The following is a 14,402-nucleotide window of genomic DNA, read 5'->3' as shown; positions in this document are numbered from 1 at the left end:
ATCTGAAACCCTTGCCGTTTCGGAAAACAGGTAGCTCGTGCAGGATCAGTCGCTTTTGATTAGCCGCAGATAGGGCACATCGCCCGACCGGCGCCTTTTGACAAACGGCTTTGCCGGCTCGGACATGCCGGATTCGCGCATGGCAACGACGGGCTGCGGCTCTTGCGAATTGAACGTACTGGTGGCGGGGGCCACAATGGGCCGTGTGTCGACACCGGTTACGTCAAACCGGCGCGGTTTGCGGCCAATTGTGCCGCGTGCCACGAAGCAGCCCAGCGCACGGCTGACATCGCCCAGATCGCTTTTCATTGGCAACAGGATCATCCGCGCGTCCATCGCCGGTTTGTCAAAACCCGCTGGCGCGCTCAGCCGCACTTCGCAGATCGAGGGACGCTGAAACACATCTTCCAGCGTGTCGCTTAGCTGGCGGCGTCCATCGGGCGAGACCAACGTGGTCAATGACATACCGCGCACCTCCATCCCCATCAGATCGCCCAAATGACTGCCCGCGATGCGTAAACGCGCCATGCCGGGAGCGATGCGTTCCAGAATAAAGGTATATTCCAGTGCGGATTCGATACCGCGCGGATCAATCTCGGCACGGTTGGGCATCAGGCGGTTGCCGCGCAGCGCATCCCAATAGCCTTCGACCTGTGCCAGAGCGGAGAATCCGGTGTCTGCCTGAAAATCTGTCATAGCCACCACGTTGCGCGTGTTGCGATCAAATAAGTCCATTGCATGCATACCCTACATAGATTCTGTCGCGCGGTCTGCCACAGATGTTACGAAACACTTAATAGCTGATCGCGAACGTTCATCGGGCCTAAATCTTAAGAGTTGGTTAACGTATGACAGGCGATTGTCGTTGCGGCGCATCCAGCCGCTTTGGGTTGCCCACCGCACCCCATTGGCCGTATTGCTCTGACATGACACAAACAGCGCAACACCCCGTCCTTCATTCCATGACCGCCTTTGCCGCGTCCGCAGGTGAAAGCGGCGCGTATCGCTGGAGTTGCGAATTGCGCAGCGTCAATGGCAAGGGGTTGGACATCCGAGTGCGTGCCCCCGATTGGGTCGACGGGCTGGAGGTGGCCTTGCGCACGCAGGTGGCCGCGACTGTTGCACGGGGCAATGTCACGCTGAACGTGCGCGTCACCCGCGAGGACGCCGCTGTCACCGTGCAGGTCAACAATGCACAGCTTTCCGCCATGCTGGCCGCCCTGACCGAGATTGAAGCACAAGCGATGGACCTTGGCTTGTCGCTGGCACCCTCCAAAGCTACCGATATCGCCGTGATGCGCGGTGTGTTGGAACAATCCAGCGGCGATCAGGATACCGGCCCGCTCAAGGCAGCGCTCGAGGCTGACATAGCCGCAATGCTGGAAGATTTTGTGCAGATGCGCGCGAATGAGGGGGCGGTACTGGCCAAAGTGCTACACGCGCAACTGGACGAGGTTGCCAAACTAACCGCGCAGGCAGCACAGGTGGCCGAGGCGCGCAAGGACGAGGTGGCGCAGGGCCTGCGTCGCACGCTGGCGCGGATTGTGGAAAACGCCGAAGGTCTGGACGAGGCCCGAATCACGCAAGAGCTGGCGCTGCTGGCTGTTAAGGCCGACATCACCGAGGAAATCGATCGTCTGGGTGCCCATGTCGCCGCCGCACGGGATCTGGTCAACGTCGCAGGCCCCGTGGGCCGCAAGCTGGATTTCCTGATGCAAGAGTTCAACCGCGAGACCAACACTCTGTGTGCCAAGGCGCAAAATACCGAACTGACGCGGGTGGGGCTGGCGCTGAAGGCGCTGATCGACCAAATGCGTGAGCAAGTGCAGAATGTGGAGTAACCGCCAATGACAACCGAACGCCGCAAGAACGACCGCCGGGGCTTGTTGATGATCCTGTCGTCGCCTTCGGGTGCTGGCAAAAGCACGCTGGCCAAACGCCTGCGTGCCTGGGACACCTCGATCAGATTCTCGGTTTCGGCCACCACCCGTGCGCCGCGCGTGGGCGAAGTTGACAAATCCGACTATCATTTCGTATCCGAAGACGAATTCAAGCGGATGGTCACCAACGACGAAATGCTGGAACACGCGCACGTTTTTGGCAACTTCTACGGTTCTCCCACTGGGCCGGTGCGCGACGCCATTGAACAGGGCAACGATGTGTTGTTTGACATCGACTGGCAGGGCGCGCAGCAAATCCGCAACTCGGCTTTGGGCATGCACACGCTGTCAGTGTTTCTGCTGCCCCCCAGTATCACCGAATTGCGCCGCCGTCTGGAAGCACGTGGACAAGACAGCAAAGAGGTCATCGACCAACGCATGAAGAAGTGCTGGGACGAAATCAGCCACTGGGACGGGTATGATTTTGTTCTGGTCAATGACGATCTGGACGAAACCGAAAACAGTCTTAGAAAGATCATCGACGTCGCACGGATGCGACGCAGCCAGCAGCCGAATCTGACAGAACACGTCCGGCAGCTTCAATCCGAGTTTCAGGAGCAACTATGACCATTTTCGCCTTGGGCGCAGACCGCCCCGATATTCACCCTGACACATGGGTGGCGCATGATGCCAATCTAATCGGCAAGGTCGTTTTGGAAGAGGGTTCGAGCGTCTGGTTCGGTGTCACCATCCGCGCCGACCACGAAGAAATCCGGATCGGTCGCGGCAGCAACGTTCAGGAAAACTGCGTGATGCACATCGACGCGGGCTTTCCGCTGACCATAGGCGAAAACTGCACCATCGGTCACAAGGTCATGCTGCATGGCTGCACCATCGGCAACAACAGCCTGATCGGCATGGGGGCCACCGTGCTGAACGGGGCCAAAATCGGCAACAACTGCCTGATCGGGGCAGGGGCGTTGATTACAGAAAACAAGGTGATCCCCGATGGATCACTGGTGATGGGCGCACCGGGCAAAGTGGTGCGCGAACTGGACGTCGCAGCGATCAAGGGCCTTGAGGCCAGCGCGCTGCATTACCAAGACAACATGCGCCGTTATCGTGACGGTATGACCAAGGTCGGTTAATATGCGCAACGAAAAGGGGTCGCTGATCCGGCCCGTACCACTGCCAAACAGCGCCTCGCGTCCGGTGGTTACTCCTCTGTCGCCCTCAGTGGTCTATGCCAGCGACACCCCCGACATGCTGGACCGCCAGTACGAAGGCGAACTGCACGGCTATACCTACAGCCGCGAAGGCCACCCCAACGCAGACGTGGTTGCGGGCCTGCTGGACCGAATGGAAAACGCACCGAACCCAGGTGTTCTGACCTCTAGCGGGATGGCTGCGGTGTCTGCGGTACTGCTGGGACTGCTCAAGGCGGGCGATCACGTGATCGGCGGCAACCAGCTTTACGGCCGGTCGTTGCGGATGATGTCCGAAGACCTGCCGCGTCTGGGCATCGAAACCACGCTGGCCGATCCGGGTGACGTGCAGGCTGTGCGCGCGGCCCTGCGCCCCGAGACGCGGATGATTCTGGTCGAGGTGGTGTCGAACCCGACACTGCGGGTGGCGGATATGGTGGGCCTTGCGGCGCTTGCGAAAGAGACCGGCGTGCTGCTGGTGGTCGACAATACTTTTACCACACCGCGTGCCTATCAACCGTTCGAACACGGCGCCGACATTGTGATCCATTCGGTGACCAAACTGCTGGCGGGCCATTCCGACGTGATGCTGGGCTATGTGGCGGCGCGCGATCCCGCGCTGAACACACGGCTGCGGGTCTTTACAGTCACGGCTGGAATGACGCCCAGCCCGTTTGATTGCTGGCTGGCAGAACGCGGGATGCTCAGCTTTGATCTGCGCTTTGAGCGATGCCAGCAGACTGCCATGAAGCTGGCCGATGCTTTGGGCACGCTAAAGGGCGTCAAACGCGTGATCTATCCGGCACGCAGTGACCACCCCGACCACGCTCGCGCCGCAGAGCTGCTGCAAGCGCGCTGGTGCAATATGGTCAGCTTCGAACTGGATGGCGGCCGCGAGGCGGCCAATGCGTTCACCACCGCCGCCGAAGGGCTCAGCTTTGCGCCGACGTTGGGCGACGTGGGCACCACGCTGTCGCATCCTGCCTCGTCCTCGCACCGCGCGTTGACGGCAGCGCGGCGCAAAGCCTTGGGTATGTCCGAAGGGTTCTTTCGTGTGTCGGTGGGTCTTGAAGACCCCGACATTTTGCTGGCCGTCTTTGAACGTGCCGTCGACGCCGCCGTGAAGGCCTGAGGCCGGTGCCGCAAGACCATGTGATCCGCGCCATGCTTGAGGCGCTACCGATGCCCGGACTGGTGGTCAACCAGTCCGAAGTCATCGTCGGCGCCAACATAGCGGCGCGCAATCTGATTGGTCAGCGGATCGAGGGGCGGCCCTATGTCACCATGCTACGCCAGCCGGCATTGCTGGATGCGGTCGAGGCCTGCCTGCGTCAGGGCAAACCCCGCACCGCCCCATATCTGACCAACGACGGGGCGCAGCACAGCACGTTTTCGGTGCATGTGGCGCAAGTTGTTACTGACGACGCGGCACCGATGGTGCTTTTGACGTTCGAGGATGTGACTCACGTTCAGCAAGCAGGCCAGATGCGTCGCGATTTCGTGGCCAACGTCAGCCATGAATTGCGTACGCCACTGACCGCGCTGATGGGCTTTATCGAAACCCTGCGCGGGCCTGCGCGCAATGATCCTGCAGCACAGGCGCGGTTTCTTGGCATCATGCAGGATCAGGCGGAACGGATGAACCGGTTGGTGGGCGATCTGCTGTCGCTCAGCCGTGTCGAGGGCGACGAGCGGGTGCGGCCCACGGGGCAGGTGAACCTGCGTGAATGTCTGGCCTCGGTGGTGGCGTTGATGACGCCGCTGGCAGACGAGGCGGGGGTGACGCTGGTGGCGGAACTGGGCGATAATCCGGTGACGGTTGCTGCGGACCGCGACCAACTGGTGCAAGTTGTCAGCAACCTGATTGAAAATGCGATTAAGTATGGCGGCAAGGATCGCGCGGTCACCTTGCGGCTGAATGTGAACACCAATCTGCGCGCGCTGCGCGGACCAGGTGCCACAATTGAAGTCATAGATCAGGGCCACGGCATCGATCCAATCCACCTGCCGCGCCTTACCGAACGGTTCTACCGCGCCGATAATCACCGCAGCCGCGAATTGGGCGGCACCGGTCTGGGGCTGGCTATCGTGAAACACATTGTCAGCCGTCACCGTGGCCGGTTGCGCATCGACAGTGTGCTGGGGCAGGGTACCACCGTTCAAGTTGCACTGCCGTGGACACCGCCCGACGAAAGCTAGGGTTGGGTGCATCTGCTCTTTGATGCCAAAGCACTTGGGGTGGTATCATGACTTTGCAGGTATTACTGTTGGTAAAGACGATAATCGCGGCCAGCCTGCGGCGCAGTTTCGTGCGACGTCATTTGAAAAGGGGACACGGACCGATGAAAGATCTGATGGCGAAGAACACCGTGGACATTCAGAACCTGAAAATCAGCGCGCGCAATGTGCAGGTCTATTATGGCGACACACATGCCATCAAAGACGTGAACGTTGACATTGAAGACAAAACGGTCACAGCATTCATTGGGCCTTCGGGGTGCGGAAAATCGACTTTTTTGCGTTGTATCAATCGGATGAATGACACAATTGATGTTTGCCGTGTTCAGGGCGACATCCTGATTGACGGCGAAGATATCTATGACAAGCACGTTGATCCGGTGCAACTGCGGGCGAAAGTGGGCATGGTGTTTCAGAAGCCAAACCCGTTTCCCAAGTCGATCTATGACAACGTGGCCTATGGCCCGCGCATTCACGGTCTGGCCCGAAACAAGGCCGACCTGGACAACATCGTCGAGCGCGCCTTGCGTCGCGGTGCCATCTGGGACGAGGTCAAGGACCGTCTGGACGGGCCCGGCACCGGCCTGTCGGGCGGCCAACAACAGCGCCTGTGCATCGCGCGCGCCGTGGCCACCGAACCCGAAGTGTTGCTGATGGACGAACCATGTTCGGCGCTGGATCCGATTGCCACCGCACAAGTCGAGGAATTGATTGACGAATTGCGCCAGAATTATTCTGTCGTGATCGTCACGCACTCGATGCAACAGGCCGCGCGCGTCAGCCAGAAAACCGCGTTCTTTCACCTCGGAAACCTTGTCGAATACGGCGAGACGGGCACGATCTTTACCAACCCGACCGACGCGCGCACCGAAAGCTATATTACTGGCCGCATCGGCTAAGGAGCATTAATAATGTCGTCAGATCAACATATTGCATCCGTTTTTGACCGTGATTTGGAAACCATTCAGGCGCAGATCATGAAAATGGGCGGGCTGGTAGAAGAAGCTATCCTTGAGGCTGCAACCAGTCTTGAGACCCGCGATGAAGAGCGCGCCGAAGCGGTGCGCAAGGCTGACAAGCGCATCGACGCGCTCGAAGAGACCATCAACGAAGAGGCGGCCCGCGTCATTGCATTGCGCGCGCCAATTGCCGTTGACTTGCGTCTGATCCTGAGCGTGATCAAGATTAGCGCCAACCTGGAACGTATTGGCGATTATGCAAAAAATATGGCCAAGCGCACGGGTGTTCTGGCCACGCTGGCCCCGGTCAGTGACAGCGCAGGCGCGTTGCGTCGCATGGCCCGTGAGGTCGAGCGGATGCTCAAGGACGCGCTTGATTCCTATGTGAACCGCGACGCGGAACTGGCGCAGGACGTGATCGACCGCGATATGGAGGTCGATCAGATGTACAACGCGCTGTTCCGTGAATTCCTGACCTTCATGATGGAAGATCCGCGCAACATCACCGCCTGTATGCATCTGCACTTCATCGCGAAGAACATCGAACGGATGGGCGATCATGTAACCTCGATTGCCGAACAGACCGTTTATTTGGTCACTGGCGCACACGCCGACGAAAACCGCACCAAGGCCGACACCACGTCGGTTCAACCGCTGTAAAGGGGCACGATCATGTCAGCCGATCAACCACGTGTGCTACTGGTCGAGGACGAAGCAGCACAGCGCGAAGTTCTGGCCTATAACTTGTCTGCCGAGGGGTTTGAAGTGGTTTCGGCGGACAATGGTGAAGATGCGATCATGTTGATCGGCGAGGCGCCACCCGACATCATCGTGCTTGACTGGATGATGCCACACCTAAGCGGAATCGAAGTGTGCCGTCGGTTGAAGGTCAGGCCGGAAACCCGTGATATTCCAGTGATAATGCTTTCAGCCCGATCCGAGGAAGTGGACAAGGTGCGCGGGTTGGAAACCGGCGCTGACGACTATGTGGTCAAACCCTATTCGATGGTTGAACTGATGGCGCGCGTGCGCACCCAGTTACGGCGTGTCCGGCCTGCGACGGTGGGTGTGCCGTTGCATTACGAAGATATTATGCTGGACGCCGAAAGCCATCGCGTGACGCGCGGCGAAGTCGAACTGAAGCTGGGACCGACTGAATTCCGGCTGCTCAGCACCTTTATGGAGAAACCGGGCCGTGTCTGGAGCCGCGAAAGTCTGCTGGACCGTGTGTGGGGCCGCGACATCTATGTTGATACACGCACCGTGGACGTCCACATCGGACGTCTGCGCAAGGCCTTGACCCTGACCGGTGGCAGCGATCCGTTACGCACAGTGCGCGGGGCCGGATACGCTTTGGGCTAGCGGCCAAAACGCGCGCCAGAAACGCAGCGATGTCAGGACATGAACTTTATCGGGCAGTACGCTGATAATGCTCGATCAGTATATTACATAATATGGATTATGCGTAAATCTGATACTGCACGGGCACTACCCCCAACGGCGACTCTTGTTAGAAAACAAAATGTTATCTGACGGGTGTAATCGTCGTGGAAGCCGTGAATGTTTGGCGGATGTTGTGTTATGTAAAGATTATTTTCCGGGGTAAACTGTCGAAAATATCAAACGAGAAAGTACCTTCAAGCAGCCTGTCAGGTTTGGACGTCGGGGGCATCGCGCCCTGTGAATGCAGGTAGATCGCTGATGGTCAGTGCTGCTTGGCGAACCGCATCCAGCATCTGATCGACGGCCGCGGCATGGTTACCCTCGCTCACGAATTGTTCAAGATACAGCCGGATCGTCGCCCCTTCGGTGCCGGTGCCTGACAGCCGGAAGACGGCGCGTGCTCCCCCCTCAAAGAAAAGCCGGATGCCCTGGGCGGCGCTGGTCGATCCGTCGACCGGATCGGTATAGGCGAAATCATCAGCCTTGGTCACGGTCAGGCCTGCGTGGCTTTGCCCCGGCAGCCCGTCCAGTTGCGCGCGCAGATGCGCCATCATTTTGTCGGCGCGCGCGGTCTCGACCGCCTCGTAATCGTGGCGCGCATAATAGTTGCGCCCGAACCGCTGCCAGTGATCTGCCTGCACCTCGGCCACAGACATGCCGCGTGCCGCCAGAATGTTCAGCCACAGCAGCACTGCCCACAACCCGTCCTTTTCGCGGACATGATGGGATCCGGTGCCGGCGCTTTCCTCGCCACAGATGGTGACACGGCCTGCATCCAGCAATGTGCCGAAGAATTTCCAGCCTGTGGGTGTCTCGAAACATGGCACGCCAAGGGCATCGGCCACGCGGTCGGCGGCGGCGCTGGTGGGCATGGAACGGGCAATCCCCGTGATGCCATCGCGATAGGCCGGTGCCAGATGCGCATTGGCCGCCAGCATCGCCAGACTGTCCGAGGGGGTAATATACGTTCCCTTGCCCACGATCATGTTGCGGTCGCCGTCGCCGTCGGATGCAGCGCCCATATCGGGGGCGGCGTCCGACATCATCAGGGCCATCAGGTCGCTGGCCCAGATCGGGTTGGGGTCGGGGTGGCCCTTGCCAAAGTCCTCTAAGGGGATGCCGTTGACAACGGTGCCTTTGGCCGCGCCCAGCGTGTCTTCCAGAATGGCATGGGCATAGGGGCCTGTGACCGCATGCATCGCGTCAAACCGCATGGTAAAGCCACCCGTAAACAGCGCACGGATGGCGGCAAAGTCGAACAGGCTGGCCATCAGATCGCTGTAATCGGCCACAGGATCGACCACGTCGATCACCATGTCGCCCATCTGCGTCTGGCCGACGGTGTCCAGATTTATATCGGGCACATCGGCGATGTCATAGCGTTCGATCGTCAGCGTAGCCGCATGTATCCTAGCGGTCAGCGCCTCGGGTGCGGGTCCGCCGTTGGCTGCGTTGAACTTCAGCCCGAAATCCGCGTCGATGCCGCCAGGGTTGTGGCTTGCCGACAGGATAAAGCCGCCGTGGGCCTTGTGACGCCGGATCAGATGCGAGGCCGCGGGCGTTGACAGCAACCCGCCCTGCCCCACAATCATCCGCGCTGCGCCAAGGGCCGCCGCCATTTTCAGGATCGTCTGGATCGCGTCGCGGTTAAAGAATCGACCGTCGCCACCCAACACAAAGGTTTTCCCTGCACCGCCATCAATAGCAGTGAAAGTGGCCGCGACGTAGTTTTCCAGATAATTGGCCATCATGAACGCCCGCGTCTTTTTACGCAGACCCGAAGTGCCAGGTTTTTGGTCATTGAAAGCGGTGGTGGAAATCGTCTTAACTGTCATAACAGGCGGCCTTTTGCGGCGTCATTGAACGGGGCAACTTGTTGCGTGCGCACGCAGGGTTGTCAACGCGACGCATCGGCTGATTTCCCCCCGTTTCCGGTTTTTCTGACCTTACGTCGCAGCGAAACGCAATTCCATTCTGCGGTATTGGCAGTGCGATCTTTTGCCCCTAGGGTTGCCGCTAAGGAACCGGGAAGGAGGACGTCCCGGTCCGTAAAAACGGGAGGATTCACATGGCGAATTCCATGTGCGCGGCGCGCAAGGCGGGTCTGCGATGACGGCTATGACCTATGACGAGGCGGCGGCCCATCTGACCACCACCGATCCGCGGTTCGAACTGGCCAAAGCCAACATTCGCGGCGTGGACTTTACGGTCTATAAGAACGCACCCGGTGACGTGGTGACGATGATGCGCGCCAGCCGCGAGGCCCAGCAGAACGGTGCCGCAGAATATTTGGTGTTCGAAAACGAACGCTGGACCTATGATGAATTTATGGCCGATATCGACCGGCTCGCCCATATTTTAGGCAACCAGTTTGGTGTCAGGCGTGGCACACGGGTGGCACTGGCCATGCGCAACTGCCCCGAACTGTTGCTGGGCATGATGGCGATTGCCTCACTTGGCGGCGTGGTTGTGTTCCTCAACGGCTGGTGGACCACCGAAGAGCTGGACTATGCCCTGCAAGACAGTGCGGCCAAACTGGTGCTGGCAGATGGTGACCGCGCGGCGCGGCTGGTGCCACTGGAAGTGCCCCTTGGACTGACGGTGATCGGCGTGCGCGACGCGCAATTGCCCCACAGCCTTGCGGATCTGATGCAGGGAGTTGGTGATGTGGCGCCCGCACAAGTGACCATCGATACCGATGACGACTTTGCGATCATGTATTCGTCGGGCACAACGGGCAAACCCAAGGGCGTGGTGCAGACCCATCGCGGCGTCGTCAACGCGGTTTATTCGTGGTTGCTGACCTTTGTCATGGGTCCGTTGATCGAGCCGCCCGAAGACCCCGACGCGGTGGCCCCGCGCCCTGCGGTTCTGATTGTCACCCCGTTGTTTCACGTCACGGCCACGCACCCCAGTTTCATGCTCAGCATGCCTGCGGGAGCCAAGATCGTGGTGATGCCAAAGTGGGATGCGCGCAGGGCGGTCGAACTGATCCGCGACGAAGAGGTCACGCGTTTTTTGGGTGTGCCGACCCAATCCGCCGATCTGGTCGTCGCCGCCCGCGAGATGGGCGAAGATTTGCCGTTGCTGACCTATATCGGCAGCGGTGGTGCCAAACGCCCTGCCGCCCAAGTGGCCGAGATTGCGGGAACGTTCAAAAACGCCGCTGTCGCAACCGGTTGGGGCATGACCGAAACCAATGCGATGGGTATCGGGCTTTTGGGCGATGATTACCTCAAACACCCCGGTGCAGCTGGCAGGCTTTATCCCGCAGTGCAGGAATTGCGGTTTCTTGATGATGCGGGCCAGCCTGTGGGCGTGGGCGAAGTGGGTGAAATCACTGTCAAAAGCCCCTGCAACATGCGCGAATACCTGAATAAACCCAAGGCCACCGCGGAAGTGCTGCAGGACGGCTGGCTGCGGTCGGGCGATCTGGGGTTCATCGACGATGAAGGCATCGTGACCATCGTCGATCGCAAGAAAAACATCATCATTCGCGGCGGCGAAAACATCGCCTGTCTGGATGTCGAGGGTGCGTTGCACAGCCATCCGGCTGTGGCCGAGGCCTGTGTATTCAGCGTGCCGCACGACCGTCTGGGTGAAGTGGTGGGGGCTGGTGTGCAGTTGAAACCGGGGCATTCGGTGAATGAGGAAGACCTCAAGGCCTTTTTGCGCGACCATATCGCCAAGTTCAAAGTGCCCGAACATTTCTGGTTCCAGACCGATCCCCTGCCCCGTGGCACCACCGACAAGATTGACCGCCGCGGGCTGCAAGCCACTTGCCTAAATAAGGACAAACTGAATGCCTGAATTCGTCACCAGCGAGACCCGTGGTCCGATCCTGATCGTGACCATGAATCGCCCCGAGGTCTACAACGCCGTGCATCCGCCGATGCATATGGAAATGGATGCGATCTGGAACGACTTCCGCGACAACCCCGATCTGTGGGTCGCGGTGCTGACCGGCGCGGGCGACAAGGCGTTTTCGGCAGGCAACGACCTGAAGCACAGCGCATCCGGCAAGGGCGGCAGTATTCCCGACAGCGGCTTTGCCGGTCTCAGCAAACGCTTTGATCTCGACAAGCCGGTAATCGCCGCCGTGAACGGGTTTGCCATGGGGGGCGGATTTGAAACGGCGCTGGCCTGCGACATTATCATCGGGGCAGACAACTCGACCTATGCCCTACCCGAAGTCAAGGTCGGCTTTTTCGCGGCCACCGGCGGCGTGCAGCGCCTGTCGCGGTTCATGTCGCGCACCAAGGCGAACGAACTGCTATTCACAGGCCGCCACATGGACGCCGCCGAGGCATTGGGCCACGGCATCCTGAACGCGGTGGTGCCACAGGCCGACTTGATGGAGGCCGCCATGAAGATGGCAGAAGAGATCGCTTCGCAATCACCATCGTCCGTGCGGGCAACGAAACGTGTGCTGAACGAAATGGCCCGCGCCGAGGGGCTGAATGACAGTCTGGCCTACAGCTACGAAGTGCTGGGCGAACTGATGAAAACCGAAGATCACCGCGAGGGTGTCACCGCCTTTGTCGAGAAGCGCAAACCCGATTGGGTCAACAGATAAAAATTGAAAGAGAGGGCCTTACATATGGCAAAATCAACGCCGGAAATGAACAATCTGGAAATGTCCGAGGGCAACAAACCGTTGCTGAACGCGGTCATCCGTCACATCCGTGACAACGTCGATCCGATCACCGAAGAATTCTATCGCCTTGGTGAAGGCCGCGCCGACCGCTGGTCCTATGCGCCCGGTCAGCTGGAGCTGCTGGAAGGTGCCAAGCAAAAGGCGCGCGAGGCGGGTCTGTGGAATTTCTTCCTGCCCAATGCCGAAACCGGCGAAGGTCTGTCGAACCTCGACTATGCCTATATCGCGGCAGAGTTGGGCAAAAGCCCGCTGGCACCCGAAACGCTGAACTGCTCGGCGCCGGACACCGGCAACATGGAAGTGTTGGAACGTGTCGGCACCCAAGCGCAAAAAGACAAGTGGCTGAAACCTTTGCTGGCCGGTGAAATCCGTTCTGCCTTTGCCATGACCGAACCCGATGTGGCCTCGTCCGATGCCAAGAACATCTCGACTTCAGCTGTGCTGGAGAACGGTGAATGGGTCATCAACGGCGAGAAATACTATATTTCCGGTGCGGGCGATCCGCGCTGCAAGATCATGATTGTTATGGTCAAAACCTCGCCCGATGCGGAATCTTTCCGCCAGCAAAGCCAGATCCTTGTGCCCGTCGACACTCCCGGCGTTGAAATTCTGGGCCCGATGCACGTTTTCGGCCACGATGACGCGCCGCATGGTCACATGCACATCAAGTTCACAAACGTCCGCGTGCCTGAGGAAAACATCCTGTGGGGCGAAGGCAGGGGCTTTGAAATCAGTCAGGTCCGCTTGGGGCCGGGTCGTATTCACCACTGCATGCGTTCGATCGGTCAGGCCGAAAAGGCGCTGGACCTGCTGATGGACCGCGCGATCAACCGTCAGGCCTTTGGCAAGCGGATCGTGGACCTTGGCAAGAACATGGAAACCATCAGCCGCGCACGGATCGAAATTGAAGCCATGCGTTTGATGGTTCTCAAGGCGGCCAAGGCGATGGACGTTCTGGGCAACAAAGAGGCCCGCATCTGGGTCAGCATGATCAAGGCGATGGTGCCGGAAAAAGTATGCCAGATCATCGACCAGTCGATGCAGGTGCACGGTGCCACAGGTCTGTCGCAATGGTCGCCGCTGTCGAATATGTACACCGGCCAGCGTACGCTGCGCTTTGCCGATGGCCCTGATGAGGTTCACCACCACGTTGTGGCCCGAGCCGAAGTGTCGGAGTTTCAGGCAAGCAACGAACGCCAGCTGGCCGCACATGGCAAAGCGCAGGGCAAGGTGTTTTCGGGCCCATGAGCAAGATGTTTGACCTGACCGGAAAAGTGGCTCTGCTGACGGGCGCGTCCAAGGGCATGGGGCTGGCGATGGCCACCGCATTGGCCGAACATGGCGCGACCGTCGTGATCTCTGCGCGCAAGCAGGATCAACTGGACGCAGCCGCCGCTGACATCAACAAAACTGTGGGCGCGACACGCGCCCACGGCTTGGCCTGCAACGTCGGCTACAAGGACCAGCTTCAGGCGCTTGTCGACCAGACCCGCAAGATTGCAGGCCCTATCGACATCGTTGTCGGCAACGCGGGCGTGAATCCCTATTACGGGAAAACGTCTGAAATTCCAGACGACGCCTATCAAAAGACGATGAACGCCAACGTGCTGTCGAACCAGTGGCTGGCCACGATGGTTGCCCCCGACATGATCGAAAAGGGCGCCGGTTCGATGATGTTCACATCATCCATCGGTGCGTTCAAACCGTCAGAAATGCTGGGCACCTATGGCATGTCCAAACTGGCGCTGATCGGTCTGGTGCGAAACCTGGCGCAGGAATTCGGGCCGCAGGGCATCCGGTTCAACGCGATCTGCCCCGGATTGGTCAAAACCGACTTTGCCCGCGAACTGTGGGACAATCCGGAAGTGGAAAAGCGCATTCAGGGCGAAATTCCGCTGCGCCGTCTGGGCGAGCCGGACGATTTTGGCGGGCTTGCTGTCTATCTTGCGTCGGATGCCAGCAAATACATGACCGGACAGGCGTTGACCGTCTGTGGCGGGTCGAACATGTGGACATAAGC

General features: G+C 59.5%; 14 protein-coding genes. 12 read left to right on the top strand and 2 right to left on the bottom strand.

Annotated elements, in window-relative coordinates:
* Window positions 1-45: 45 nt before the first annotated feature.
* A complete protein-coding gene (locus SULPSESMR1_RS07630; RefSeq protein WP_089422215.1) occupies window positions 46-735 on the bottom strand; it encodes a PAS domain-containing protein in 690 nt (229 codons plus the stop codon).
* 191 nt (window positions 736-926) lie between these two features.
* On the opposite strand from SULPSESMR1_RS07630, the gene SULPSESMR1_RS07625 reads away from it, so the two are divergent.
* The 8 genes from SULPSESMR1_RS07625 to phoB all read left to right on the top strand — a co-directional run bounded on the left by SULPSESMR1_RS07625 (window position 927) and on the right by phoB (window position 7,644).
* The gene (locus SULPSESMR1_RS07625) at window positions 927-1,841 is read left to right on the top strand and encodes a YicC/YloC family endoribonuclease (protein ID WP_240311311.1); all 915 of its coding nucleotides are present in this window, start codon (window positions 927-929) and stop codon (window positions 1,839-1,841) included.
* Between the two features lie 6 nt (window positions 1,842-1,847).
* Window positions 1,848-2,507: a guanylate kinase gene (gmk, locus tag SULPSESMR1_RS07620; protein ID WP_089420276.1), complete on the top strand. Its 660-nt coding sequence runs from the start codon at window positions 1,848-1,850 to the stop codon at window positions 2,505-2,507.
* Entirely contained in the window at window positions 2,504-3,028 is a 525-nt protein-coding gene (locus tag SULPSESMR1_RS07615) for a gamma carbonic anhydrase family protein (protein ID WP_089420275.1), read from the top strand. Before gmk ends, SULPSESMR1_RS07615 begins: the two co-directional genes overlap by 4 nt.
* Before the next feature lies 1 nt (window position 3,029).
* The gene (locus SULPSESMR1_RS07610; protein ID WP_089420274.1) at window positions 3,030-4,217 is read left to right on the top strand and encodes a trans-sulfuration enzyme family protein; all 1,188 of its coding nucleotides are present in this window, start codon (window positions 3,030-3,032) and stop codon (window positions 4,215-4,217) included.
* A gap of 32 nt (window positions 4,218-4,249) precedes the next feature.
* Window positions 4,250-5,284, top strand: a complete 1,035-nt coding sequence (locus SULPSESMR1_RS07605) for an ATP-binding protein (protein ID WP_089422214.1) — start codon at window positions 4,250-4,252, stop codon at window positions 5,282-5,284.
* A gap of 143 nt (window positions 5,285-5,427) precedes the next feature.
* Entirely contained in the window at window positions 5,428-6,222 is a 795-nt protein-coding gene (gene pstB, locus SULPSESMR1_RS07600; protein WP_089420273.1) for a phosphate ABC transporter ATP-binding protein PstB, read from the top strand.
* A 12-nt stretch (window positions 6,223-6,234) separates the two neighbouring features.
* Complete coding sequence (phoU, locus tag SULPSESMR1_RS07595; protein ID WP_089420272.1) at window positions 6,235-6,942, top strand: phosphate signaling complex protein PhoU; 708 nt, start codon at window positions 6,235-6,237, stop codon at window positions 6,940-6,942.
* 12 nt (window positions 6,943-6,954) lie between these two features.
* Window positions 6,955-7,644 (top strand): phosphate regulon transcriptional regulator PhoB, encoded by a 690-nt coding sequence (phoB, locus tag SULPSESMR1_RS07590; RefSeq protein WP_089420271.1) that lies wholly within the window; start codon window positions 6,955-6,957, stop codon window positions 7,642-7,644.
* Between the two features lie 287 nt (window positions 7,645-7,931).
* Here the strand turns inward: phoB and SULPSESMR1_RS07585 are convergent, their stop codons facing one another.
* Window positions 7,932-9,560: an alpha-D-glucose phosphate-specific phosphoglucomutase gene (locus tag SULPSESMR1_RS07585; protein ID WP_089420270.1), complete on the bottom strand. Its 1,629-nt coding sequence runs from the start codon at window positions 9,558-9,560 to the stop codon at window positions 7,932-7,934.
* 274 nt (window positions 9,561-9,834) lie between these two features.
* Between SULPSESMR1_RS07585 and SULPSESMR1_RS07580 the strand changes: the two genes are divergently transcribed.
* Genes SULPSESMR1_RS07580 through SULPSESMR1_RS07565 form a run of 4 tightly spaced genes read left to right on the top strand, consistent with a single transcriptional unit; the run spans window position 9,835 to window position 14,400 of the window.
* Complete coding sequence (locus tag SULPSESMR1_RS07580) at window positions 9,835-11,535, top strand: class I adenylate-forming enzyme family protein (RefSeq protein WP_089422213.1); 1,701 nt, start codon at window positions 9,835-9,837, stop codon at window positions 11,533-11,535.
* On the top strand, window positions 11,528-12,301 hold the full coding sequence (locus SULPSESMR1_RS07575; protein ID WP_089420269.1) for an enoyl-CoA hydratase-related protein: 774 nt from the start codon (window positions 11,528-11,530) through the stop codon (window positions 12,299-12,301). The genes SULPSESMR1_RS07580 and SULPSESMR1_RS07575 overlap by 8 nt, the downstream gene beginning before the upstream one ends.
* Before the next feature lie 45 nt (window positions 12,302-12,346).
* Window positions 12,347-13,630: an acyl-CoA dehydrogenase family protein gene (locus SULPSESMR1_RS07570; RefSeq protein ID WP_089422212.1), complete on the top strand. Its 1,284-nt coding sequence runs from the start codon at window positions 12,347-12,349 to the stop codon at window positions 13,628-13,630.
* On the top strand, window positions 13,627-14,400 hold the full coding sequence (locus SULPSESMR1_RS07565) for an SDR family NAD(P)-dependent oxidoreductase (RefSeq protein ID WP_240311310.1): 774 nt from the start codon (window positions 13,627-13,629) through the stop codon (window positions 14,398-14,400). Before SULPSESMR1_RS07570 ends, SULPSESMR1_RS07565 begins: the two co-directional genes overlap by 4 nt.
* Window positions 14,401-14,402: the final 2 nt, after the last annotated feature.

The sequence above is a fragment of the Pseudosulfitobacter pseudonitzschiae genome (genome assembly GCF_002222635.1).
Lineage (GTDB): Bacteria > Pseudomonadota > Alphaproteobacteria > Rhodobacterales > Rhodobacteraceae > Pseudosulfitobacter > Pseudosulfitobacter pseudonitzschiae_A.
Note: the sequence above shows the minus strand (reverse complement) of the source record. Positions and strands in the feature narration are given on the sequence as shown.

Bases quoted from the DNA above. Each gene is read 5' to 3' on its own strand.
- gmk (WP_089420276.1), top strand. From the start codon at position 1,848: ATGACAACCGAACGCCGCAAGAACGACCGCCGGGGCTTGTTGATGATC.
- SULPSESMR1_RS07575 (WP_089420269.1), top strand. From the start codon at position 11,528: ATGCCTGAATTCGTCACCAGCGAGACCCGTGGTCCGATCCTGATCGTG.
- SULPSESMR1_RS07570 (WP_089422212.1), top strand. From the start codon at position 12,347: ATGAACAATCTGGAAATGTCCGAGGGCAACAAACCGTTGCTGAACGCG.
- SULPSESMR1_RS07610 (WP_089420274.1), top strand. From the start codon at position 3,030: ATGCGCAACGAAAAGGGGTCGCTGATCCGGCCCGTACCACTGCCAAAC.
- phoU (WP_089420272.1), top strand. From the start codon at position 6,235: ATGTCGTCAGATCAACATATTGCATCCGTTTTTGACCGTGATTTGGAA.
- SULPSESMR1_RS07565 (WP_240311310.1), top strand. From the start codon at position 13,627: ATGAGCAAGATGTTTGACCTGACCGGAAAAGTGGCTCTGCTGACGGGC.
- SULPSESMR1_RS07585 (WP_089420270.1), bottom strand. From the start codon at position 9,560: ATGACAGTTAAGACGATTTCCACCACCGCTTTCAATGACCAAAAACCT.
- SULPSESMR1_RS07625 (WP_240311311.1), top strand. From the start codon at position 927: ATGACACAAACAGCGCAACACCCCGTCCTTCATTCCATGACCGCCTTT.
- SULPSESMR1_RS07615 (WP_089420275.1), top strand. From the start codon at position 2,504: ATGACCATTTTCGCCTTGGGCGCAGACCGCCCCGATATTCACCCTGAC.
- SULPSESMR1_RS07630 (WP_089422215.1), bottom strand. From the start codon at position 735: ATGGACTTATTTGATCGCAACACGCGCAACGTGGTGGCTATGACAGAT.
- phoB (WP_089420271.1), top strand. From the start codon at position 6,955: ATGTCAGCCGATCAACCACGTGTGCTACTGGTCGAGGACGAAGCAGCA.
- pstB (WP_089420273.1), top strand. From the start codon at position 5,428: ATGAAAGATCTGATGGCGAAGAACACCGTGGACATTCAGAACCTGAAA.
- SULPSESMR1_RS07580 (WP_089422213.1), top strand. From the start codon at position 9,835: ATGACGGCTATGACCTATGACGAGGCGGCGGCCCATCTGACCACCACC.
- SULPSESMR1_RS07605 (WP_089422214.1), top strand. From the start codon at position 4,250: ATGCTTGAGGCGCTACCGATGCCCGGACTGGTGGTCAACCAGTCCGAA.